Source organism: Pseudomonas sp. A2, from assembly GCF_023100865.1.
GTDB classification, from domain to species: Bacteria; Pseudomonadota; Gammaproteobacteria; order Pseudomonadales; family Pseudomonadaceae; genus Aquipseudomonas; species Aquipseudomonas asiatica.
Genome location: NZ_CP039127.1, coordinates 2,098,049 through 2,120,239 on the forward strand (window position 1 = coordinate 2,098,049; position 22,191 = coordinate 2,120,239).

The window sequence follows — 22,191 nt, forward strand, 5'->3', positions numbered from 1 at the left end:
CCTTCCCGTCGGGTTGCGCTGGTCGACTTTCTTATAACTCTCGGTGATTTGCCCTGTAAAGTGCGCCGGGGTCGACCCTTGCATGCTTGAAACGCCTGCCGGATGGGAGTACCGTCTGCGCCTTACAAGGTAGCTCTCGCAGTTGCCAGACAGTTGCCGGGCAGGTGTTCTTGTCCTACAACTCAAGTAGAGTGTGACCATAAAGAATTCCCGTAGCTGGCCGTCTGCCTTGCCGACACCGCTGCACCAACCTAAATCGGCGCCGTTCGCCCACATGCAGAAAACCAGTGCAACGCTGCTGATCATCGATGACGACGACGTGGTCCGTGCAAGCCTCGCCGCCTATCTTGAAGACAGTGGCTTCAGCGTCCTCCAGGCCGGCAATGGCCAGCAGGGGCTTCAGGTCTTCGAAGAACACCAGCCCGACCTCGTGATCTGCGATCTGCGCATGCCGCAGATGGGCGGCCTCGAACTGATCCGCCAGGTCAGCGAGCGCGCCCCGCAGTTGCCGGTGATCGTGGTGTCCGGTGCCGGCGTCATGAGTGATGCGGTGGAAGCGTTGCGCCTGGGCGCTGCCGACTATCTGATCAAGCCGCTGGAAGACCTGGCCGTGCTCGAGCATTCGGTGCGCCGCGCCCTCGACCGCTCGCGTCTGGTGCTGGAAAACCAGCGCTACCGCGACAAGCTCGAAGCCGCCAACCGCGAACTGGAGGCCAGCCTGCACCTGCTGCAGGAGGACCAGACCGCCGGTCGCCAGGTGCAGATGAACATGCTGCCGGAAAGCCCTTGGGTGGCCGGCGAGTTCGCCTTCGAGCATCAGATCATCCCGTCGCTGTACCTGTCGGGTGATTTTGCCGATTACTTCCGGGTGGACGAACGGCGCATCGCTTTCTATCTCGCCGACGTCTCCGGGCATGGCGCGTCCTCAGCGTTCGTCACCGTGCTGCTGAAGTTCATGACCACACGGCTGTTGTTCGAATTCAAGCGCGGCAGCAAAATGCGCGAGTTCAAACCCTCGCAGGTGCTCAGCCACATCAACCGCGGGCTGATCAACTGCAAGCTGGGCAAGCACGTGACCATGGTTGGCGGGGTGATCGATGAAGACACCGGCCTGCTGACCTACGCCGTTGGCGGCCATCTGCCGCTGCCGGTGCTGCACACCCCCGAGCACACCCGCTACCTGGAAGGCCGCGGCCTGCCGGTGGGGCTGTTCGACGAGGCTACCTACCAGGACCTGGTAGTGGAGCTGCCGCCGCAGTTCAGCCTCAGCCTGATGTCCGATGGCATTCTGGACCTTTTGCCGGGTGATACGCTCAAAGATAAAGAAACCGCCCTGCCGGAAATCGTCAGGGCAGCAGGTGGCAGCCTGGATGGGCTGCGTCAACGATTCGGATTGGCTACGCTTGGGGAGATGCCGGATGATATCGCCCTATTGGTGTTGAGCAGGAACCTTCAATGAGTACCGGTAGAATCCAGTTCGCCGAGCAGAGCGGTACCTTCGTCCTGAAATTCGTCGGTGAAGTGCGCCTGACCCTGTGTTCGGCGCTGGATGCGACGATCGAGAAGATTTTCACCGCGTTGAACTTCTCGGCGATTGTCATCGACCTGACCGAAACCGAGAGCATCGACAGCACTACCCTGGGCCTGCTGGCCAAGCTGTCGATCCTGTCGCGCCAGAAGGTGGGCCTGTTGCCGACCGTGGTCACCACCAACCCGGACATTTCCCGGTTGTTGCAGTCGATGGGCTTCGACCAGGTGTTCAACATCGTCGATCGGCCGATCCCGTGTCCGGAATGCCTGACCGACCTGCCATCCCAAGACCAGAATGAAGATGTGGTGCGCTCCAAGGTGCTGGAGGCGCACAAGATCCTCATGGGCCTGAACGACTCCAACCGCGAAGCCTTCCATGACCTGGTCAATGCGCTGGAGCGGACCTGATCTTCAGCCTGTACCGGCCTCTTCGCGGGTAAACCCGCTCCCACAGGTTATGCACCAGTCTTGAGTCATGCACTCACCTGTAGGAGCGGGTTTACCCGCGAAGAGGCCGGCAAGGCCAACACAAGCATTACCTGCCTGATCACCCCCGCCGCGCAAACTCGGTAGCCTCACCCCCACCCGCATCTAGCTGATACACCCGCGCCGGCCGCCCCTGTTCATCGAAGAACACCTGCCCCAACCCCGCACCGTTCCACAACCGCTCGCCAGCCTTGCTATGGCTGGGCGTACGCGGCACCACCTCCATTTCCCGCCGCTTGGTAAACCAGTTGAGCGGCGAGCGTGGCGCATACAGCCAGCGGTTGAGCCGGTCGAGCACATCCAGCAGGCGCCGCGGGAATTCGTTCTTGATCCCGCTGCTGGTCACCTGCCACAAGTGCGGGCTGCGCTGGCGGTGGCGGATCAGCACTTCATAGACGAACGAGTAATGCACATCGCCGGACAGCACCACGTAGTGCCCCGGCGTGCGCGAGTGGCGGAAGATGTTGAGGATGACCTGCGCTGCGCCGCGGTGGGCCATCCAGTTCTCGGCATCCACCAGCAGCGGGTAGCCCAGCCAGCTGAACAGCTTCTGCACCGTCTCGATCAGCTTCACGCCAAAAATCGGCGCAGGCGACACGATGATCGCCGATGGGTGGTCCAGCAGTGCTTGCTGCAACTCGCTCAGCGCCTCCCAGTCGAGCAGGCCGGACGGCTTGGCCAGGCTGCTTTCGCTGCGCCAGCGGCGGGTGCGGGTGTCCAGCACCAGCAAGGGTGGGTTGGTGGGCAGGCTGAACTGCCAGCCCTGGAAGCGCAGCAGTGCGCCGATCAGCTCATCCTGGGTCTGGCTGTTCAACGCCTGGCATTGCCCGAGCAGTGGCTTGCAACCCTGCGGGTCGTTACCCCAGGCCTGGCACAGCAGGTAGCCGAGCAGGGCATTGCCGATGATCCGCCGCGAGAAGGGGTGGCCGTAGGCGGTTTCTTCCCATAGCGCCGAGAGGTTCCAGTCGTCGGTGATGTCGTGGTCGTCGAAGATCATCAGGCACGGCAGGTGGGCCATCACCCGCGCTACCTGGCCGAGGTTGTCGGCAAACGCCTGGATCAGCGGCAGCTCCTGGCGGTAACGTGCCTGGCGCGGTGCGGTGAGCCCGTCGGGCATGTCCAGGTTCACCAGCTGCCAGGGCACCGGTGACCACACCAGCAGGTACATGGCCATGACCTCGGCGAAGGTCACCAGGTGGTTGTCGGCGTTGCTGGACGAGAATATCGGCTTGCGCTTGCCGCCGAAAAAGCGCTCGCGCAGGGTTTCGTTGCGTTCCTGCGCTGGCAGCAGGTCGGCGCGGTGGTAATAGCAGGCCGGGTGCTGGTACAGCGCCTGGCTGTCGGGCACCACCGCGCCCTCCAGTTGCTCGTCGAACAGGCCCAGGCGCGCAATCAGGCTATGGATGGCGCGCAGCATCGGGCCGGCAACGTCGTCGGCATAGACCTGGTCGCCGGTCATCAGCAGCACGGCGGGGCGGTCCGCGGGTTTTTTGCAGGCCTGCAGCAGGCGGTCGGCGCAGAGCAGGCCATCGGCGGCCGGGAAATGCGGCTTGCGGCAGGAACCGTGCAGCAGGTGGTCGAGCCGATCGCGCAGTACCAGGCTTGGGCGCCGGGCGCCGGGGTAAAGCAGGTGCGGCGCCCAGCCTGCGATGCCCTGGCCGTTGATGAGCAGGTCGTAGTCGAGCAGCTGGTTGCAGGGCAGCGGCTGGGCGAAGTGGATGTCCAGCAGATGGATGAAGGCGTGCTGGCCCACCGCGACCACCTGGCAATCGACCTGGGCCTCGCCTGCCGGGAAGATGAATTCGGGTTGCAGCGGTTGCGTGGCGACCAGCCAGATGGCCAGGCGCTGGGGTTCCAGGCGGCGCAGTACCGGGCCGGCGAGTACGAGGGGCAATGGGGTAGAGGAGGTCATCGACAGCTCAGGTGGCTTCTCGGGCCTCTTCGCGGGTAAACCCGCTCCCACAGGTACAGCGCCAACTTCTGGCCTGTGGGAATCCTTGTGGGAGCGGGTTTACCCGCGAAGAGGCCCTGGAATTCAATACAAATCTAAGGCCAGGTAAAACAAAAACGGGCGGAAAATGCTGAACACTTCCCGCCCGTCAGGCAATCCCGAAATGTATCAGGCCTTTTCAGCCATCAACTTCTCCAGCTTCTCCTGGTCCCGCGCGAACTGGCGAATGCCCTCGGCCAATTTCTCGGTACCCATGGCATCTTCGTTCATGGCCCAGCGGAACTGGCTTTCGTTCAGTTGCTGCTTGGCCTCGCCGGCATTACCCGGCTTCAGCACCTGTGGCAGGTCGCCCTGGTCATCGCTGAGCTGCTGCAGCAGCTCTGGGCTGATGGTCAGGCGGTCGCAGCCGGCCAGCTGTTCGATCTGGCCGATATTGCGGAAGCTGGCGCCCATGACCACAGTCTTGTAGCCGTTGGCCTTGTAGTAGTTGTAGATGCGAGTGACCGACTGCACGCCCGGGTCTTCGGCGCCCACGTATTCCTTGCCGGTGCTCTTCTTGTACCAGTCGTAGATACGGCCCACGAACGGCGAAATCAGGAACACCCCGGCATCGGCGCAGGCCTGGGCCTGGGCGAAGGAGAACAGCAGGGTGAGGTTGGTCTGGATGCCTTCCTTCTCCAGCTTCTCGGCGGCGCGGATGCCTTCCCAGGTGGAGGCCAGCTTGATCAGCACGCGTTCGCGGCCAACACCGGCGGCTTCGTACAGCTCGATCAGCTTGCGCGCCTTGGCCAGCAGGGCGGGTTCATCGAACGACAGGCGGGCATCGACCTCGGTGGAGATACGCCCCGGGATGACCTTGAGGATGCCCGAACCCACGGCCACCGCGAACTTGTCGCAGGCCAGGTCGACATTACCCTTGGCATCGGCCTTCACCTGCTTGAGCAGCTCGGCGTAACCCGGGATGGCCGCAGCCTTGAGCAGCAGCGACGGGTTGGTGGTGGCATCGACCGGTTTCAGGCGGGTGATGGCGTCCAGGTCCCCGGTGTCGGCGACCACGGTGGTGAACTGCTTGAGTTGTTCCAGCTTGGAGGTCATGGGCGTGCTCTGTCCTGTGCAATGACTCGACATTACCCGAGCCCCGACGGCCACTCAAGGGCTCGCGAAGCGCGGTGCGAAAGGTGAGGATTCGAGTCGCAAGCGGCCCCGAGGTTCCGCATCTGCTTGCAAGGGCCGCTGGAGATACAACTGGCTTACACAAAATGTGGTGGTTTGCGCCGTCCCTGTGGGAGCGGGTTTACCCGCGAACACCGGCGAAGCCGGTGCCATGTACCGAGTTGTTTTCTTCGCGGGTAAACCCGCTCCCACAGCATCTGCATATATCTGAACCCCTGCGGCATCCTGGAGGGGATGGTTTGCTGGCGATCAGGCTCACCTGCTGAATTACCGCCCCTGCAACAGCTCCACCGCCTGGTCGAACACCGCCAACGGCTCCGCCGCCTTGTGAATGTCCGCCGACAGCAACTGGCGGAAGCGCCGCGCCCCTTTGAACCCTTGGGCCAGCCCCAGGATATGCCGGGTAACGTGGTGCATCGCGCCACCACTTTCCATGTGCGCGACGATATAAGGCCGCAACTGCGCCAGCGCCTCGCTGCGGCTGACCACCGCCGCCTCGCTGCCGAACAGCTGCTGGTCCACCTCGGCCAGCAGATAAGGGTTGTGGTACGCCTCACGCCCCAGCATTACCCCATCGAAGGTTTCAAGGTGTGCCTGGCACTCGGCTAGGGTCTTTATCCCGCCGTTGAGCACGATCTCCAGGTCCGGGAAGTCCGCCTTCAACTGCGCCGCCACGTCATAGCGCAGCGGCGGAATCTCACGGTTCTCCTTCGGCGACAGCCCTTCCAGGATCGCGATGCGCGCATGCACGGTAAAGCTCCGGCAACCTGCCTCGCGCACCTGGCCGACGAAGTCGCACAGCTCGGCGTAGCTGTCGCGGCCATTGATACCGATGCGGTGCTTGACCGTCACCGGGGTCGACACCGCATCGCGCATGGCTTTCACGCAATCGGCCACCAGCGCCGGGTGGGCCATGAGGCAGGCACCGATCATGTTGTTCTGCACCCGGTCACTCGGGCAGCCGACGTTGAGGTTGACCTCATCGTAGCCAGCCTCCTCGGCCAGGCGGGCACAGGCGGCCAGGTCGGCCGGCACACTGCCGCCCAGTTGCAGGGCCAGCGGGTGTTCGGAGACGTCGTGGCGCAGGAAACGCTGGGCGTCGTTGTGCAGCAGGGCACCGGTGGTGACCATTTCGGTGTACAGCAGGGTGTTTTTGGAGAGCAGGCGCAGGAAGAACCGGCAGTGGCGGTCTGTCCAGTCCATCATGGGGGCAACGCTGAACCGGCGTGACGGCTCAGGGCGCGTGGTCTGTGGCTTTGAGGCTGATTCTAGGGGCATTCTGGTCTACGCATTTTTGTGCCGTTTTTGGGGGTTTTTGGGCGTTTTTGGTGTGACAGTGGTACGATGTACCACCGCCAATCACGCTTGTACCACCGAAAATCATGGCAACGATCAGAGCAAGGAAAAAGGCCGATGGGACGGTCAGCTACACCGTCCAGATCCGCCTCAAGAAAAAGGGTGTCATAGTTTACCAAGAAGCCCAGACATTCGCCCGCAAGCAGGCTGCTCAAGCCTGGGCGAAGCGACGGGAGACCGAATTGGCGGTACCTGGCGCTATCGAGCGGGCCAGCCGCAAGGGGCACACGGTCAAGGACATGATCGAGCGCTACCTGGTCGAAGCCGAGAAAGCCCGGCCGCTGGGTGAGACGAAGCGGCGAACATTGAATGCCATCAAAAAAAGCTACTTAGGCGAGAAGGTGGATTCCGACCTCACTCAGCAGGTGCTGGTGGATTACGCGCTCTGGCGCATGAGTCCTGAAGGTGGAGGCATTAAACCGCAGACGGCCGGCAATGACCTGGCGCACTTGGGGTCGGTACTGTCGCTGGCCAGGGCGGCGTGGGGCTATGAGATTGACGCGCAAGCAATGCCAGATGCGCGCCTCGTGCTGAAGAAGTTCGGGTACAACCTTAAAAGCCGTGAGCGGGATCGGCGCCCTTCGCTGGATGAGATCGATAGGGTGATGGAGCACTTCTTCGAGATGTTGCAGCGACGTCCGAGCGTCATCCACATGCCCAAGGTAGTAGCGTTCGCGATTTTTTCGACCCGCCGAATGGACGAGATCACACGAATACGTTGGGAAGATCTGGATGAGCACCGGCAGGCAGTGAAGGTGCGGGACATGAAAAACCCCGGTCAGAAGATCGGCAACGATGTCTGGTGTTACTTGCCGGACGAGGCGTGGATCATCGTGCAGAGCATGCCCCGAGAGTGTCGCGAGATATTCCCGTATAACACGGACTCAATCGGCACAGCCTGGTCGAAGGCATGCAAGATGAAAGGGATAGAGGACCTGCACTTCCACGACTTGCGTCACGAAGGGGTGAGTCGGTTGTTTGAAATGGACTGGGACATACCCAGGGTCTCAAGCGTATCTGGTCACCGTGATTGGAACTCGCTGCGGCGATATACCCATTTGCGTGGGCGAGGGGATGGGTATAAAGGTTGGAAGTGGCTGGATCGGATCATTCAGGCACCGGTTAAACTCGGCGCCCGGGCTGAGTAGGCGGGTGGATAACGATGCTACCTCTATATGCGCTTAGTGGTGGTAGGCATCGGCTGTGTGTTGATTGCGGTCAGTCGCGAACGGCTGCTCTCGACCCATAGCGGACGTTCGGGCCAAATCTGTTTGCATTATACATATGGAAATTCGTATATTCGGTTTTCCACATGTATTGGTGCAGCCATGATTACCCCGCCTGATGTGTTCAAGAGCTTATCCGACGAGACCCGTGTTCGCGCCACCCTGCTGATCGCTAGCCTCGGTGAGCTATGTGTCTGCGAATTGATGTGCGCACTGAACGACAGCCAACCCAAGATAAGCCGCCATCTCGCGCAGTTGCGCAGTAATGGCATGCTGTTGGATCGCCGCCAGGGTCAATGGGTGTATTACCGCCTGAACCCGGATCTGCCCGCTTGGGTGCATGAAATGTTGCAAGTGACCTTGCAGGCTAACTCACAGTGGTTGGCAGACAACTCTCATCGGCTGAAGAACATGGACGGCCGCCCCGTTCGTGACGCTGCCTGCTGCTGATCATCACCGAGCGAGATTTTCATGCTGGTCGCAATTGCCGTTTTTATTTTCACCCTCATATTGGTCATCTGGCAACCGAAGGGGCTTGGCGTTGGCTGGAGTGCTGCGCTTGGTGCCCTCATCGCCTTGGCGGCGGGTGCCGTTTCGCTGCACGACATCCCGACTGTGTGGGCCATTGTCTGGAACGCCACCGCAACCTTCATCGCCGTCATCATCATCAGCCTGCTGCTGGACGAGGCCGGCTTCTTTGAGTGGGCCGCGCTTCATGTGGCGCGCTGGGCAAACGGCAGCGGTTACCGTTTGTTCGCCTTCTGCGTGCTGCTCGGTGCTGCCGTGTCGGCGCTGTTCGCCAACGATGGTGCGGCGCTGATCCTCACGCCCATCGTCATGTCGATGCTGCTCGCGCTGCGTTTTTCTCCCGCCGCGACGCTGGCCTTCGTCATGGCCGCCGGCTTCATCGCCGACACGGCGAGCCTGCCGCTGGTAGTCTCCAACCTGGTGAACATCGTCTCGGCCGACTACTTCAGGCTGGGCTTCAGCGAATATGCCTCGGTGATGGTGCCGGTGAATTTCGCCAGCGTGGCCGCAACCCTGCTGGTGCTGTTCCTGTTCTTCCGCCGTGATATCCCGAGGCAGTACACGGTCGCGGCACTGAAGACGCCAAGCGAGGCGATTCAAGACCGCGCGACTTTCAACGTCGGTGGCTGGGTGCTGCTGGTGTTGCTGGTAGGCCTGTTCGCCCTGGAACCACTGGGTATCCCGATCAGCGCGGTGGCCGCAGCCTGTGCGGCGATCCTCTTTGCCGTCGCCGCTCGCGGGCACCGCATCTCGACCCGCCGGGTACTGCGCGAAGCGCCCTGGCAGGTGGTGATCTTCTCTCTTGGCATGTACCTGGTGGTCTACGGGCTGAAGAATGCCGGCCTCACCGACATGCTCACCCAGCTGCTGGATGGCCTTGCGCAGCAAGGGCTGTGGAGTGCCGCCATTGGCACCGGGCTGATTGCTGCATTGCTGTCCTCAGTCATGAACAACATGCCCAGCGTGCTGGTTGGCGCCTTGTCGATCCAGGCCAGCGAGGCGCAAGGGCTGGTGCGTGAGGCGATGATCTACGCCAATGTCATCGGCTGCGACCTCGGCCCGAAAATCACCCCCATCGGCAGCCTCGCCACGCTGCTCTGGCTGCACGTGCTGGAGCGCAAAGGCATGCGCATCACCTGGGGTTACTACTTCAAGGTCGGCGTCCTGCTGGCGCTGCCGGTTCTGTTGATCACCCTTTCGGCCCTGGCATTGCGCCTGAGCCTCTGACATCCGCCACGAAGCGGAGGAGCCCCGATGCGAGTTCTGTTCATGTGCACGGCCAACAGCTGCCGCAGCATCCTTTCCGAGGCCATGTTCAATCACCTGGCACCTCACGGATTTGAAGCAGTCAGTTCCGGCAGTTTTCCGAAGGGCCAAGTGTTGCCTCGCAGCTTGATCACCTTGCAGCATGCCGGCATCTCGACCGATGGGCTGAGCAGCAAGGGCAATGACGCGTTCGAGGGTTGCCCTCCTGATATCGTCATCACCGTGTGCGACAAGGCTGCCGGCGAAGCTTGCCCGGTGTATTTCGGCCCTGCACTGAAGTCGCACTGGGGGCTGGAGGATCCGTCCGATTTCGTGGCTGACGAGGCGTCGGTCGACGCAGCATTCTGCACCACGCTGGCCCGCATCGAGGCTCGCTGCCAGGCCTTCTTCGCACTGCCTTTCGATCACCTCGACCGTGATCAGCTCAAGCATGAGCTGGATCGCATCGGTACGCTTTGAGCAGGAGGAAACATGTCCGAGCAATTGCCTAATCTCGACCTCGCGCTGTTCGATGTGCCGCCAACGGGAACCCGTTCAAGAGAACACAAACCACGCATCCTGCTGCTGTACGGATCAACCCGCGAACGCTCCTTCAGTCGCTTGCTGGTGGAAGAAGCCGCACGCCTGCTGGAGCACTTCGGTGCCGAGACGCGGGTGTTCAATCCATCAGGCCTGCCGCTGCCTGACGATGTACCTGTAGAGCACCCGAAGGTGCAGGAATTGCGTGATCTGGTGCAGTGGTCGGAAGGTCAAGTCTGGTGCTCGCCCGAGCGCCATGGTGCGATGTCCGCGGTTTTCAAGGCACAGATCGACTGGATCCCCCTCGCACTGGGAGCCCTTCGACCCACCCAAGGCAAGACCCTGGCGGTCATGCAGGTATGTGGCGGCTCGCAGTCGTTCAACGTGGTCAACCAACTGCGGGTGCTTGGCCGCTGGATGCGGATGTTCACCATCCCGAACCAGTCCTCGGTACCCAAGGCCTACCTGGAGTTCGACGACGCTGGGCGGATGAAACCTTCGCCGTACTACGACCGCGTGGTGGATGTCATGGAGGAGCTGGTGAAGTTCACCGTGCTGCTGCGTGACCACCAGGAATTCCTGGTGGATCGGTATTCGGAGCGCAAGGAAAACGCCGAGCAGCTATCTGCTCGTGTGAACCAGCGATCAATCTGAAGCCATGCCCGGAATGTCTGCTATGGGTCGTTAGCTGCCCTCGCCAAAGGCAGGTCCGGGTTGATCGTCGACGATGTCGCCGGCCACCGGCGCCTTGCCAGGCGAGGTGCAATCTCCCGGTTAGCCGGCCCGAAACGTCTTGTTTAATTGCGCACATTCCTTGAGGGCAGCCTCCCGCTGTTGATCTAAGTATTGCGCCAGATCGGCAATATGAATGCCTCGTGCGCTCTTCTGGCTTGTCTCGATCCTAGTGATAGGAAGCTTGATCTGTCCGGCAAGAACCTTCCGCTGAAACATGTCAGGGGTGAGGTGGGTGAAGTAGTCGGTGCACACCTGGTCGATTGGGATGATGGCTAGCCCGTTGTATTGCGCCATTAGCATGAATGCAGTGTTCATGGCTTGCGCCCTCGCATGATGATGAAGCCAGCTGCCTGGCGGGTCTTGGAGCACTGGTCGTGGTTGCCTTTAACGCGAGCTTTCCCGCAGATATCGCAGATGAACGACATGGCGGGACGAAACATCGGCTGTACGCCCTGCGTCGTCCGGGTGGTCGGGGTGTAGCTCTGTGTGTTGGTCACAACGAATACCTCTCATGGATTCGACGAGCGTTCGGGCTCAGGGCCAGATGCTCAAGGTTCGTGGCGCTGTTAACAGTCGTTAACGTGTCTGTTGTGACGCTGCGGGCGGGGCCGCTGCTGTACAGTCCGAACAGAGCGCCGACCAGCACCACGGCGAGCGCAAGGCTCGTCAGTTGCCAAGTGCGCTCCGGGTTAGGCATGTTGGCTTCCCTCCTTCAGCTGGTTGAGCACCTGCTTGCTGGCCAGCTCGAATAGTTCGTCAGCGGTAATCTTTGTGACGGACTGCTCGCAGTTGCGCACGGCGTCAAACCGAGTTCGATACAGTCCGGCCTGGCCTAGCCACGCGGCTGCGTTGAGTTCCGCGTTGGGTGCGGAATGGTCGTACTGGCTCATGCTGCCTCCTCCGCGTTTGCGGCCCTGGCTGGGGTTTCACGCAGATGGGTGTGAATGCGTTTAGCCAGAACATCCAGTCCAGCGGCTTGTAGCCTGGCGCGTGATGCCTGCTGAGTTGCCTTCATTGCGGTTAACGTCCGCTCGGTGAGGCTCAGGGTTTCCAAGGCGCTGATGAGCAGCTCGTAATCCGCCCTGGACACTGCCAGTCCGGTATACGACATGATCCTGGCTTCGAGCTCGCGGACGTTGCCTTTGAGATGGGCTACAGCCATGTGGTGCTTGCGCTGGCTCGCCTCGGCTTGAACTCGCGCTTCGTCCAGGTCCACTTGCAGGCTTTGTATCTGCAATTTCAGATCGGCTTGCAGACGCTGTTTCCCGATATCCAAGCCCCTGTTGAAGGCACGATGCCGAGCTTTCGCGAACAGGAAAGGCAGGATGGCCAGGGTGACCAGGAAGATGATGCCCAGGGCAAGAACTTGTTGATGCGGTTGCATGTGCTGTGCTCCAAATGTAGCCCTCCGCCGTTGGTGTGAGAGTCGGCGGGGGCCATGAGCCCCTGATGGCCGGGGCCGCCTGGTCAAGCAGATTGGGTAGAGCGTTCGGCCTGCCGGTCGAGATAAGCGGCAAGGTTGTGCAGGTAGATCACGTGCTGGGCTTTCTTTGAGCTGTCGATCTTGCTCAGCTGAAGATCAATACGCCCTTTGTTGATCAGCTCTTTGAACCGCCTGTCTGACCCGATGTGGGGGAAATATCGCTCTCTCACCGCAGTGAGCGTTGGGCAGGGGGTGGTCCACTCGCTGCGGAGCTGTTCCAGCGTACTCATGCGCATTTCCCGATACCGTCAGGGCTGGGCCGAAGCTTCGCGCGGACTGCTGCTGCGAGCTGCTCTTTGGTGGCTCCCGTCACTGCAGCGCAGACATCGCCCTGGTCGTCAGTCACCACGGCGCCAAGGGGAAGCTGTCGGTTTACGGTGGCGATAACGTAGGCTGTCTGACCCGTCTGCAGGACCTCTTCAACGCTGACTTGTGCCTCCATGAGGGCAAGCGCTTCTTCCGTTTGGGCTGCGGAGTCAGCCCGGCCATTCGCGATGTCCTGTACAAAATCTCTTAAGGACTGGCACTTGGTGGAGAGGGCGCGCGGAAGTTTCAGGCTGCTGCAAAGCGGCCCAAGGGTCACCTTGATGCTGTGATGCGTACTGTCATTTTCGATCTCGATCTGTGCATCGACCGTGGCTTCAGGACGCTGCAATTTGCAGGTCGCAGTGCCGCCGTTATCCAAGGTGCGTTGTAGCAGCATGATCTGGCGAAGGGAGATCCTGAATTCGCTCATGCAGCACCCCCATTGGCAGGTACGGCATGGGCTTTACCTTCGAGCGTGACGACCAGCTGCAACCCGGTGCTGCGCTGGAATGCCTGTATTTTTGCCACGCTGCTGCAGGCGGTTGGATGGATCAGAATTCCTCCCGATCCGTTGTGCTGTGCTGGTTTCATTCTTCGTGTCCTTGATGTGAGAGAGGGGCACGAAGCTGAAATTAGCAAAAGCTAAATAATTGTTCAATAGCAGATGCTAAATTGTCCGGGCGTGGTTGCTCCCCGGCGGATGGCCGGTGTGACACAACCCGAGAAGGCGTTAGAGCTTTTTCGCGTTCCAGGCCAGTAGGACACGGGCCTGGATATGCATCCGCTCGATCATCGACTCGTCGATGGTAATCGGCGGGTAGACAGGGTTATCGGAGATCATTCGGAGCTGGCCTCCAGTCAGACGCTGCAGGCGTTTGATGTAGAGATCGCCGTCGAGGGTGAAGACATAAATTGCGTCTGTCTTCACCTCGGTGATCCCGCGATCCACAAGCAGGGCATCGCCGTCAGCGAATGTGCCAGACATGCTGTCGCCATCGCCAGTGATGATCGCCAGGTTATCGATGTTGGAAAAACTAAGGCCCTGCATCCTGAGCCAGTCTAGGTGAACCGTCATGTCGCGGATGACTTCAATGTGCATTTCCGGGGCTGCCTTGCCATGCCCCATAGAAGCCGCGACATCGAGATGCGGAATCAGAACGTAGTTCTTGTCCTTTGCTGCCCTGGTGGGCAGGCGAACCACGTTGGTTGGGGCTGCGATGGAGGGTACCTCCATTGGAGGAGATGTCAGCGTCCCTGCTACAAGCCCAATCTTGAGCTCGAGATTAAGCGCAGCCTTTTCCCCCAGCTTGCGGTGGCCGTTGAGCAGTTGCGACAGGTACGACGCGTCTAGGTCGTGAGCCTCGGCGAATTCCTTCTGGCTCAGGTTCCCCATGATCGTACGGAGGGAGGCGATGCGCCTTTCGTTAATGTCCATCTGCAGATGATTGCTTTCCGTTAGCAAACAGTAAATTACGAGTTGCTATTGCCTTCATAATTAGCAATTGCTAATCTGCCGAGCATTGGAGGTGTCTATGACGCTTAGCGAATATTTGAAAACGATAGACAAGGAAGGGGTCGACGCCCTCGCACGGCACTGCGGAACATCGGTCGGCCAACTGAAGCAAGTGGCTTATGGAAACCGTCGCGCAGGTGCGGGGTTGGCTGTCAATTTGGATCGAGAAACGGGAGGGGAGGTTACTTGTGAGTCGCTGCGACCGGACATTGACTGGGGATACTTAAGGCAAGGAAAGGGGTAAGAACGCTGAGCCAGGACTCTCACCTCCCAGCCCAGCTATGACAGTGCGTAGCACCATCACTCTCGTCGGCCGGTGGCCTCTCTCACAAGTTCAGCCGGACGACTATTACCACATGCCATGCCCGCACAGCACGCAAGGCACAGCACACAGGTCGTGGTCGTAGGATAGGTCTTACATGATCCTATGACTAGGCCGTAAACCGAGGATTTACGGTTATGAGCAGGATTGATCTTTTGCCGGGCGCAGGTCCGGTTCTCACTTTGCGACAAGCGCTCTATCGCGCGGGTCGTGATTATCACGGAGGTATCACCAGGCTGGCCTTCGACATGGGGCTCGAGGTGGATGCCCTGCAGAAGAAGTTGCACCATGCCGATGACCGCCGCTGGCCAACCCCCGACGAATTGGAAGAGATCGTGCAGTGGACCGCTGACCCTCGGCTGCTCGATGCGCTGGTTCGTCCTGCCGGTGCGGTCTGGTATCGCCCCAAGCCTGTACCTGCTACCAACGATGCCTTGCAGGCTGTTGCGAAGCTTCTGGCCGAGTCAGGTCAGTTCGTGGGTAGCCTGCATGATGGTGCCTCGGACAACGTTTGGACCTTGTCGGAGGTGTTGAATCTGGAGCAGCGTGGCATGGAAGTTATCCGGCAAGTTCTCGCCATCATGGCGGGCGCGCGCGAAGCCATGGAGGACGCAAGCCATGGCTGATGCCGTCGATTTTGCCAATGACCGAGCTGAGTATTTCCTCCAGTTGTCGCTGCAGCGTCTCGTGCGGCTCCCGGTCAAGCCAAGCGCGCAAATCTGCGAAGACTGCGATGAGCCCATCCCGCTGGCCCGTCAATTGTCAGTCTCCGGTTGCGAAACCTGCATCGATTGCCAAGAGTTGCGGGAGCGCCGGAGATGAGCGAACGCCCAACTCCTACCACAGCTGATTGGGCGCGGCGTTACATTGAAACCTTCGGCCTGGCTCTGGTTCCTATCGAACCGGGTGAAAAGGGGCCGAAGGGGGCCGGATGGAACAAGCCTGGTGGCTATTTCACGGATGCCTCGAAAGCTGAAGCGTTCTGGACTGCGAGCCCGAACCACAACCTCGGTGTTGTGCTTGGGCCGAGTCGTGTCTGCTCGCTCGATGTTGATGATGTCGAGCTGACCCGGCAGGTGCTGCAGCAGACGCTTGGGCTCGATGTCGACACACTCGCTGACGCGTACCCCACCTCCGTGGGCAACCCTGAACGATTCCGCGTGATGTTCCGCGTCCCTGAGGGGGTGGAACTGAGCCGCCACGCCTTGGTTTGGCCAAACAAAAACGACCCGGATGGCACCATCTACAAAGGGCTCATGGTGCAAGTGAAGACTGCCATGGACGCGGGGGATGCAGGCCGCGAGGCCGCCTTCCGCATGGCGGCTGAGCCTTTCAAGAAAGTGACGGTCTTCGAGTTGCGGGGTGGCCTGGTGCAGGACGTATTGCCACCATCCATTCACCCGGGCACTCACAAGCCTTACACATGGCGTACACCTCCGACAGCTGAAGGCTTGCCAGAGCTGCCTGCCGACTTGTTGGCCATCTGGCAGGACTGGGATGAGTTCAAACCCAAGGCGGAGGCCGTTTGCCCGTGGAAACCGAAGGCGGCAGCGCCTGCGTCTGCAGCTCGTCCCATGGCCAAACCATCAACAGCTACAGCACGATCTGGTGACCGGCTCCCCGAGGTCATCCCTGAATTCAATCGTATCCATGACATCGCAACGATGATTGAGGCGCACGGTTACAAGCGCGTCGATGGGAAGTGGTTGAGCCCGCACAGCAGCTCAGGCCTACCCGGTGTGACAATCACGGAGGGCAAACTCTACTCGCATCACACCTCGGACCCGCTGGCGAACGGACACAAGAATGATGCGTTCGATGTGTTCTGCATCCTAGAGCACGACGGCGACCAGAAGGCTGCGACTAGGGCGGCAGCTCGGATCCTGGGTATTGACGCGAAGTCCCGTCCGCCGGCACCGCCGCCATTGGGCGAACTTCCCCGTGCCCCATCGGTGGTGGAGCCGGCCGAGCTGCCTCCGGTCGTCGATAGCAATGTCGAGCATCTTCCCCGCACCCCATCAGACGTCGAGGCCATCAGCCCGGCCGACTCCTCGGCCACCGGGGGGCCGGGGGGAGATGCCCTGGACATTGATGCTGCGATGCGCCGATTTGCCCTGGTCGAAGGTTCCACGAACGTATGGGACTTGGACAAGGGACGGTCGATGAAGCGGACAGGCTTCGAGGCCTTGGTCGGCAAGCCACTCTCGAAAGCGTGGATGGAGCGGACCGACAAGAAGCTCATCGCCTCCGAGCAGGTGCAAGAGCTTGAGCAGGCCCGGAAGATGTCCAGCAAGAAGGGTGGAGCGCTGAAGCTTGAACCGCTCGACCGGTACATCTACATCGATGGGACAAAAGAGGCCTGGGATCGCGAGAAGAAGCGTCGGTTGCCCGAGGGCAGCGTCAAGATGGCCTTGGGGGATGCCTATCAGCTCTGGCTGAACAGCCCGGAACGGCGGGTGGTGGACGTCGATCACATCGTGTTCGACCCAACGATGACCAAGGACCCGGCGATCTACATCAACACTTTTGAGGGCTTGCCGCTTGAGCCGGTCCGTGACGATGCTGCGTGCGAGAACCTGCGGTGGCTGATCTCGTTCCTTTGCAACAATGACGCCGAAGCGTTGGATTGGCTGGTCAAGTGGCTGGCCTACCCGCTGCAGCACATGGGCGCAAAGATGGACACCGCGATTCTGTTCCACTCAACCATGGAGGGCTCGGGCAAAAGCCTGCTGTTCGCGGACATCATGGGCGAGCTGTACGGTCGTTACGGTGCCACGGTTGGCCAGGCACAGCTGGAGGGCAATTTCAATGCCTGGCAAAGCGGCAAGCTTTGGGCCGTGTTTGAAGAGGTGGTGAGCCGTGACCAGCGCTACAACCAGGTAGGCAAGATCAAGCACATGATCACCGGCAAGACGGTGCGCATGGAATCCAAGTTCATCAACGGCTGGGAAGAATCCAACCACATGAACTCGGCGTTCTTGAGCAACGAGATCATGCCGTGGCCGATCAGTGAAGACGACCGCCGGATGCTAGTGATGTGGCCAATGGAGACTCTGCCCGCCGAAAGGCAAAAGGCTATCGCCCGAGAGTTGGCCAACGGTGGGGTGGCGGCCTTGTACGGGTGGCTGCTCGATGTCGACCTTGGGGGTTTCAACCAGCGCACGCGTCCGCCAAAAACTGAAGCCCGCCAGAGGCTTGTTGAGCTGAGTCGCACGGCTTGGCAGACCTTCTTCTACCTCTGGCGAAACGGCGAGTTGGGGCACGGTCTATGGGGCTGCTGCCTGACTTCCGATGTGTACGCCATGTTCCTTGAGTGGTGCTCCCACAACAAAGAGAACTCCATGAGCCACACGAAGTTCTCGCTGATGTTAAGCGCGAAGGTGGAGAAGACACGCCCTATCCCCTGGACTGATGGCAGTTCTCGCCGATTTGCGGCGTTCTTTGTGCCCAGCGAGGGTGATCCTTCCCTGCCCCCATCCATGAAGTCGGCCGAGCTGGGCAAGACCGTTGTCGAGTGGCGTGCCCGAGCAAAGCTGGCGGGCTGGAGCGTGGACAGTTGGGACCACATCAAGAGGCTTGCGGCATGACTCTGCCATTAAGTGTGTTGGGTGTGTTGGGTTTGTGTTGGGTTGGTTTCGGTAAGCCAACACACATTCAGGCCCCGGAATCTGTGGCGTTGGGGGGATGTGTGTTGGGTGTGTTGGGTTTGGGCGCACGCGCGCGCGCGCGATTTTTTTTAATCGCTGAAATCGAAGGGGGAAGAAATCTCTATGCGAACCCTGAAAAACCCAACACACCCAACACACTCAACACAGTTACTTCCAATCCATTGAATTCATTGAGTTCTGAGTGTGTTGGGTTTGTGTTGGGTTTGCCAAATGCGTGTTGGGTACTGGCCGGGGAGGGCTGGCGATGACGAAGGACCAAGGATTGCGCCTACAGGGGCAGGTGGATCACGCGCTGCACCGCATCGATATGGCGGCACTTATCGACCAGTCCGAACGCCTGCGTCTGGTTGCCGAGCTGATGAAGCATTGGGGAGAGCGGCGTGGACAGCTTGGGCTGGATGCCAGCTTGGGCAGTCAAATGGGCAGCATTATGGAATGGAAGGGGGCTGCACCGCGCGGAGGCTCATCCGGTTCGCGAATTTTGGTCGGCGGTGCAGGCCTTGATCACGCGGCAGCAGAGGTTGACGCGGCAGTGGTCCAGCTGGAGCGGCGTGATCCGCGCGGGGCTACGCTGGCCAAGCTGGCCCAACTGCGCTACCTGCATGGGGTCACGGTGCGCGAGCAGATGCGTGAGGTTGGGCTGGCTGAGGACGCCGACCGCACCTACCGAAACTGGGTTAAGGCCCTTCACCTGCAGGTGTTTGCCATCCTGGCCGCCCGCGCTGGCCGCGTCCGCCAGCAGACCGTTCGTCGGGTGAATATGCGACTTGCGTGCGACATTGATGAGACATAGCCACCACATGGCGACGAACCGAAAATAGGCCCTTTTCGGTTTTTCCGGTGGCATGTAAAAAGGCGCCACGATATCAAAAGTGCGCTTAGGCGCTTCCCCCACAAGCACTGTGCTGTGCAAGCCGCTCCGAATTGTCGGCGCACCGAGAACCCTGCCAACTGGCGGGGTTTTCTTTTTCCGGCGCCGTGCTTTGCCAATGAGGCTTACATGAACAGCGAGCAACAAACGTTAGCCGAACTGCCGATCTGGATGGTGATCGTGCTGTCCCTGGTCGGCGGTGTTTCGGGAGAGATGTGGCGGGCGGACATGGCGGGCGCTCGCGGTTGGGGGCTGATTCGCCGGTTGGCGTTGCGCTCTGGTGCCTGCGTGACCTGCGGTCTTTCGACCAACATGCTGCTGTACGCCCTCGGCGTTTCGGTATGGGCGGCAGCAGCTGTTGGTTGCTTGGCTGCGATGGCCGGCGCCGATGTCGCGATCAACCTCTACATGCGCTGGGCCGCCAAGCGGCTGGGGCTGGAGCAGGCGCCGCCTCAGGCCGGCGAGCCGGGGCAATGACCCGGCCGGCAGCCCCGGCGGGGCGGGGGACCCTGGCGATATGGCAGGGGTACGGGACGGGAAACCCGCGGCTCTTCGTTAGCGGGAGGTTCACCAGCTTAGTGAACTGCGGTGAACTGGTTAACCCCTTGAATCCATTGGGTGAACTGGACTTTTGAGCATGATCTACCTGACCAAATCGGAGTTCGCCGCCCGACGCGGATGGTCGAAATCCTACGTTTCCAAACTGGCCAGCCAGGACCGCTTGGTACTCGCGGACGACGGCAGGGTCGATGTTGTGGCCACTGAGGCGCTACTGGCCGAGTCAGCCGATCCCAGCAAGGCAGCCGTCGCGGCCCGGCATGAAGAAAACCGGGTGGAGCGGGATGTGCGCAGCCACCTTCAACCAGGAGGCGAGACACCTGCGGTGCAGCCAGTGGTCCAGCAGCCAGGCAAGGGGCTGGACTTCCAGAAGGCAAGGGCGCATCGCGAGTTCTACCTTGCCCAGCTTGCCGAGGCGGAGTTCAACAAAGTTCAGGGAAACCTGGTCGAGCGCAAGGCGGTAGAAGACGCCGCCTTCGCAGCTGGCCGTACGCTCCGAGACCTGATGTTCGGTCTTGCTCCGCAGCTCGCTGCCGAGCTGGCGGGCATGAGCGATTCCTGGGAAATCGAAAAACGCCTGACGGGCGCCTTCCGCCAAGTCTTCGAAGACGCGGCCAAGATGAGCGGCGCCGATCTCAATCAAGCCATGACACAGAGCTGACCTTATGCCCACCGGATACGCGGACGGTGCCAAGGCGTACCGCGAAGCGTATGGCCGGGGGCTAACGCCCGACCCTGAATTGTGGGTTGATGAATGGGCTGACGAGTACATGCGGATCCCGCGTGATACCGGTGCAGCCGAACCCGGCAAATACCGCACAGCACGGACGCCGTATGCCCGTGAACCCATGCGCTGCCTCTCGCCAGCGCACCCCTGCAAGCGCGTCATTACGATGGTCGCCTCGCAGCTGATGAAAACGCAGATCGCCCTGAACTGGATTGGGGCGCTGATCCACATGGCACCCTCCAACATCCTGACGTTGCTGCCCAGCCTGGCCCTGGCCAAGCGGGTGTCGGCCCGGATCGGTAAGACGATCGCCGCAACGCCTGAATTGAAGGCGCGTGTGGCGGCTTCACGATCCCGTGATGCCCGCAACACGATGGATACCAAAGAGTTCGAGGGCGGCACGCTGTACGCGACCACCGCTGGCTCGGCCTCCAACCTGGCCGAGCTTGCTGCGCGCTACATCTACGGCGATGAGATTGACCGCTGGGACGTTGACGTGGATGAAGAAGGTGACCCCGTCGATCTTGCCGAGACGCGGGGCAGTACCTTTGGACGCAATGCCAAGTTTTACTTCTCCAGCTCGCCGACCATCAAGGGCGCCTCACGCATCGCCGATCTGTTCGAAACCAGCGACCAGCGTTATTACTACGTGCCCTGTCCAACCTGCGGTCACATGCAGGTGTTGGAGTGGGAGAGTCTGCTGTACTCCGCTGATTTCCAGACCGTCCACTACAAGTGTTCTTCACCCGATTGCGATGTACTGATCGAAGAGCACCACAAGGGTGAGATGCTAGCCCAAGGGGAATGGCGCTCGCACGCCCGGGGCGATGGCGAAACTGTGGGTTTCCACCTCAACGCCCTCTACGCGCCGCTCGGTTGGACCTCATGGGCTGACCTGGCCAAGCAATTCGAGAAGGCCAAGCGCGCCCAAGACCGGGGCGACCTTGAACCCATGCAGGTGTTCTACAACACCCGTTTGGCGAAGGTATGGGACAGCGCGGTAGAGCAGACCAAGGCCGAAGTCCTGCAGGCCCGAGCGTTGCAGGAGAACTATGTGCTCGGCACCGTGACCGTTGGCGTGCTGGTACTGACCTGTTCCGTCGACGTGCAGGCAAACCGTCTGGAGGTGATGATCATTGGCTGGGGCGCTGGGATGGAGCGCTGGATCGTTGACTTCAAAGTCATCCCAGGTGATCCCGCAGATCAGCGTACCTGGGAGCTTCTGGATGACCTGTTGAAAGTGCGATACCGCCATCCTTGCGGTGTCTCCCTGGGCATCCTGGCTACGGGTATCGACTCCGGTGGTCATCACACCCACGAGGTCTACCAGTTCTGCCGCGTGCGCCGTTGGCGCAACGTCTTCGCGTTGAAAGGCGCAAGCAAGCCTGGGCGCCCCGTCATTGCGCAGCGCCCCTCCCTGGTTGATGTCACATGGCGAGGGCAGACCGAACGCAACGGCGCCGAGTTGTGGATGGTTGGTACCGACACGGCCAAAGACTGGATTTACAACCGTTACAGCTTCGAGTCGGGGCCTGGTGCTGTGCACTTCGCCAAGGACCTGCCGGACGAGTTCTTCCAGCAATGCGTGGCAGAACGCAAGATTGCCCGCTACGTGAAAGGGTACAAGCGAATCGAATGGGTCAAAGGCAAGGCCGACCGCAACGAAGCGCTGGATCTTCAGGTGTACAACCTGGCCATGGCGTACTACCTCGGCTTGCATCGTTACGGCGAGCAGGATTGGGAGAAGCTACGCCAGGCCCTGGCCCAAGCGAACCTGTTTGATGAGCCGACCCCTGCGAAGCCTCCGGCCATTGAGCAAGAAGACGACGACGCCGATACCGAAGTCGAGTCGCAAGCCCCGGCTCAGTCTCCAGCCCGGCCGGTCCCACGGCCCACGCCAACGCCGCCTTGCCCGGCACCTCAACCAATGCAACGCCGCAGCTCTAGCAGCGGCTATCTGAAGAGACGCTGAC

Annotated in this window: 28 protein-coding genes; 16 read left to right on the forward strand and 12 right to left on the reverse strand. The window is 60.7% G+C overall.

Annotated features, from left to right (window positions below):
* The first annotated feature begins 274 nt into the window (after positions 1-274).
* The gene (gene rssB / locus E5221_RS09740) at positions 275-1,459 is read left to right on the forward strand and encodes a two-component system response regulator RssB (RefSeq protein ID WP_015269551.1); all 1,185 of its coding nucleotides are present in this window, start codon (positions 275-277) and stop codon (positions 1,457-1,459) included.
* Positions 1,456-1,938 carry an anti-sigma factor antagonist RssC gene (rssC, locus tag E5221_RS09745; protein WP_013971741.1) on the forward strand — a complete coding sequence of 161 codons (483 nt, stop codon included), beginning with the start codon at positions 1,456-1,458 and terminating at the stop codon, positions 1,936-1,938. Before rssB ends, rssC begins: the two co-directional genes overlap by 4 nt.
* A gap of 139 nt (positions 1,939-2,077) precedes the next feature.
* Here rssC and E5221_RS09750 read toward each other — a convergent pair whose 3' ends face one another.
* From E5221_RS09750 to dusA, 3 genes are all read right to left on the reverse strand, one after another.
* Positions 2,078-3,928 (reverse strand): alkaline phosphatase D family protein, encoded by a 1,851-nt coding sequence (locus tag E5221_RS09750; protein ID WP_247847242.1) that lies wholly within the window; start codon positions 3,926-3,928, stop codon positions 2,078-2,080.
* A 207-nt stretch (positions 3,929-4,135) separates the two neighbouring features.
* Positions 4,136-5,062, reverse strand: a complete 927-nt coding sequence (tal, locus tag E5221_RS09755; protein WP_247847244.1) for a transaldolase — start codon at positions 5,060-5,062, stop codon at positions 4,136-4,138.
* A 345-nt stretch (positions 5,063-5,407) separates the two neighbouring features.
* Complete coding sequence (dusA, locus tag E5221_RS09760; protein ID WP_247847245.1) at positions 5,408-6,418, reverse strand: tRNA dihydrouridine(20/20a) synthase DusA; 1,011 nt, start codon at positions 6,416-6,418, stop codon at positions 5,408-5,410.
* Between the two features lie 104 nt (positions 6,419-6,522).
* On the opposite strand from dusA, the gene E5221_RS09765 reads away from it, so the two are divergent.
* From E5221_RS09765 to arsH, 5 genes are all read left to right on the forward strand, one after another.
* A complete protein-coding gene (locus E5221_RS09765) occupies positions 6,523-7,644 on the forward strand; it encodes a site-specific integrase (RefSeq protein ID WP_247847247.1) in 1,122 nt (373 codons plus the stop codon).
* A gap of 180 nt (positions 7,645-7,824) precedes the next feature.
* Positions 7,825-8,172: a metalloregulator ArsR/SmtB family transcription factor gene (locus E5221_RS09770; RefSeq protein WP_247847248.1), complete on the forward strand. Its 348-nt coding sequence runs from the start codon at positions 7,825-7,827 to the stop codon at positions 8,170-8,172.
* Between the two features lie 21 nt (positions 8,173-8,193).
* Positions 8,194-9,477 (forward strand): arsenic transporter, encoded by a 1,284-nt coding sequence (locus E5221_RS09775; protein WP_247847250.1) that lies wholly within the window; start codon positions 8,194-8,196, stop codon positions 9,475-9,477.
* Between the two features lie 27 nt (positions 9,478-9,504).
* Positions 9,505-9,975, forward strand: coding sequence for an arsenate reductase ArsC (locus E5221_RS09780; RefSeq protein WP_247847251.1), 471 nt, complete (start codon positions 9,505-9,507; stop codon positions 9,973-9,975).
* 12 nt (positions 9,976-9,987) lie between these two features.
* On the forward strand, positions 9,988-10,689 hold the full coding sequence (gene arsH / locus E5221_RS09785; protein WP_247847252.1) for an arsenical resistance protein ArsH: 702 nt from the start codon (positions 9,988-9,990) through the stop codon (positions 10,687-10,689).
* A gap of 120 nt (positions 10,690-10,809) precedes the next feature.
* Here arsH and E5221_RS09790 read toward each other — a convergent pair whose 3' ends face one another.
* The 9 genes from E5221_RS09790 to E5221_RS09830 form a co-directional block, all read right to left on the reverse strand.
* Complete coding sequence (locus tag E5221_RS09790; RefSeq protein ID WP_054572223.1) at positions 10,810-11,085, reverse strand: pyocin activator PrtN family protein; 276 nt, start codon at positions 11,083-11,085, stop codon at positions 10,810-10,812.
* Complete coding sequence (locus tag E5221_RS09795) at positions 11,082-11,267, reverse strand: hypothetical protein (RefSeq protein WP_247847254.1); 186 nt, start codon at positions 11,265-11,267, stop codon at positions 11,082-11,084. Before E5221_RS09795 ends, E5221_RS09790 begins: the two co-directional genes overlap by 4 nt.
* Positions 11,264-11,467: a hypothetical protein gene (locus E5221_RS09800; protein WP_247847256.1), complete on the reverse strand. Its 204-nt coding sequence runs from the start codon at positions 11,465-11,467 to the stop codon at positions 11,264-11,266. Before E5221_RS09800 ends, E5221_RS09795 begins: the two co-directional genes overlap by 4 nt.
* Positions 11,460-11,660 carry a hypothetical protein gene (locus tag E5221_RS09805; protein ID WP_247847257.1) on the reverse strand — a complete coding sequence of 67 codons (201 nt, stop codon included), beginning with the start codon at positions 11,658-11,660 and terminating at the stop codon, positions 11,460-11,462. The genes E5221_RS09800 and E5221_RS09805 overlap by 8 nt, the downstream gene beginning before the upstream one ends.
* The gene (locus E5221_RS09810; protein ID WP_247847258.1) at positions 11,657-12,154 is read right to left on the reverse strand and encodes a hypothetical protein; all 498 of its coding nucleotides are present in this window, start codon (positions 12,152-12,154) and stop codon (positions 11,657-11,659) included. Before E5221_RS09810 ends, E5221_RS09805 begins: the two co-directional genes overlap by 4 nt.
* A gap of 83 nt (positions 12,155-12,237) precedes the next feature.
* On the reverse strand, positions 12,238-12,483 hold the full coding sequence (locus tag E5221_RS09815) for a pyocin activator PrtN family protein (protein WP_019096608.1): 246 nt from the start codon (positions 12,481-12,483) through the stop codon (positions 12,238-12,240).
* Positions 12,480-12,989: a hypothetical protein gene (locus E5221_RS09820; protein WP_019096609.1), complete on the reverse strand. Its 510-nt coding sequence runs from the start codon at positions 12,987-12,989 to the stop codon at positions 12,480-12,482. The genes E5221_RS09815 and E5221_RS09820 overlap by 4 nt, the downstream gene beginning before the upstream one ends.
* Complete coding sequence (locus E5221_RS09825; RefSeq protein WP_247847259.1) at positions 12,986-13,150, reverse strand: hypothetical protein; 165 nt, start codon at positions 13,148-13,150, stop codon at positions 12,986-12,988. The genes E5221_RS09820 and E5221_RS09825 overlap by 4 nt, the downstream gene beginning before the upstream one ends.
* A 139-nt stretch (positions 13,151-13,289) precedes the next feature.
* Complete coding sequence (locus E5221_RS09830) at positions 13,290-13,994, reverse strand: LexA family transcriptional regulator (protein ID WP_247847260.1); 705 nt, start codon at positions 13,992-13,994, stop codon at positions 13,290-13,292.
* A gap of 97 nt (positions 13,995-14,091) precedes the next feature.
* Here E5221_RS09830 and E5221_RS09835 point away from each other — a divergent pair, with 97 nt between their 5' ends.
* The 9 genes from E5221_RS09835 (at position 14,092) to E5221_RS09875 (ending at position 22,190) form a co-directional block, all read left to right on the forward strand.
* Positions 14,092-14,316 carry a YdaS family helix-turn-helix protein gene (locus E5221_RS09835; RefSeq protein WP_019096612.1) on the forward strand — a complete coding sequence of 75 codons (225 nt, stop codon included), beginning with the start codon at positions 14,092-14,094 and terminating at the stop codon, positions 14,314-14,316.
* 215 nt (positions 14,317-14,531) lie between these two features.
* Entirely contained in the window at positions 14,532-15,020 is a 489-nt protein-coding gene (locus E5221_RS09840; RefSeq protein WP_161751002.1) for a phage regulatory CII family protein, read from the forward strand.
* Positions 15,013-15,216 (forward strand): TraR/DksA C4-type zinc finger protein, encoded by a 204-nt coding sequence (locus tag E5221_RS09845; protein ID WP_247847262.1) that lies wholly within the window; start codon positions 15,013-15,015, stop codon positions 15,214-15,216. The genes E5221_RS09840 and E5221_RS09845 overlap by 8 nt, the downstream gene beginning before the upstream one ends.
* Positions 15,213-17,981: a bifunctional DNA primase/polymerase gene (locus E5221_RS09850; RefSeq protein ID WP_247847263.1), complete on the forward strand. Its 2,769-nt coding sequence runs from the start codon at positions 15,213-15,215 to the stop codon at positions 17,979-17,981. The genes E5221_RS09845 and E5221_RS09850 overlap by 4 nt, the downstream gene beginning before the upstream one ends.
* Positions 17,978-18,310, forward strand: coding sequence for a hypothetical protein (locus tag E5221_RS09855; RefSeq protein ID WP_247847265.1), 333 nt, complete (start codon positions 17,978-17,980; stop codon positions 18,308-18,310). Before E5221_RS09850 ends, E5221_RS09855 begins: the two co-directional genes overlap by 4 nt.
* Positions 18,307-18,855, forward strand: coding sequence for a hypothetical protein (locus E5221_RS09860; RefSeq protein WP_247847267.1), 549 nt, complete (start codon positions 18,307-18,309; stop codon positions 18,853-18,855). The genes E5221_RS09855 and E5221_RS09860 overlap by 4 nt, the downstream gene beginning before the upstream one ends.
* 207 nt (positions 18,856-19,062) lie before the next feature.
* Positions 19,063-19,410 carry a phage holin family protein gene (locus E5221_RS09865; protein WP_125854740.1) on the forward strand — a complete coding sequence of 116 codons (348 nt, stop codon included), beginning with the start codon at positions 19,063-19,065 and terminating at the stop codon, positions 19,408-19,410.
* A 160-nt stretch (positions 19,411-19,570) separates the two neighbouring features.
* Positions 19,571-20,152: a terminase small subunit gene (locus E5221_RS09870; protein ID WP_196183247.1), complete on the forward strand. Its 582-nt coding sequence runs from the start codon at positions 19,571-19,573 to the stop codon at positions 20,150-20,152.
* Positions 20,153-20,156: 4 nt separating this feature from the next.
* Positions 20,157-22,190 (forward strand): phage terminase large subunit family protein, encoded by a 2,034-nt coding sequence (locus tag E5221_RS09875; RefSeq protein WP_247847269.1) that lies wholly within the window; start codon positions 20,157-20,159, stop codon positions 22,188-22,190.
* Position 22,191 lies beyond the last annotated feature (1 nt).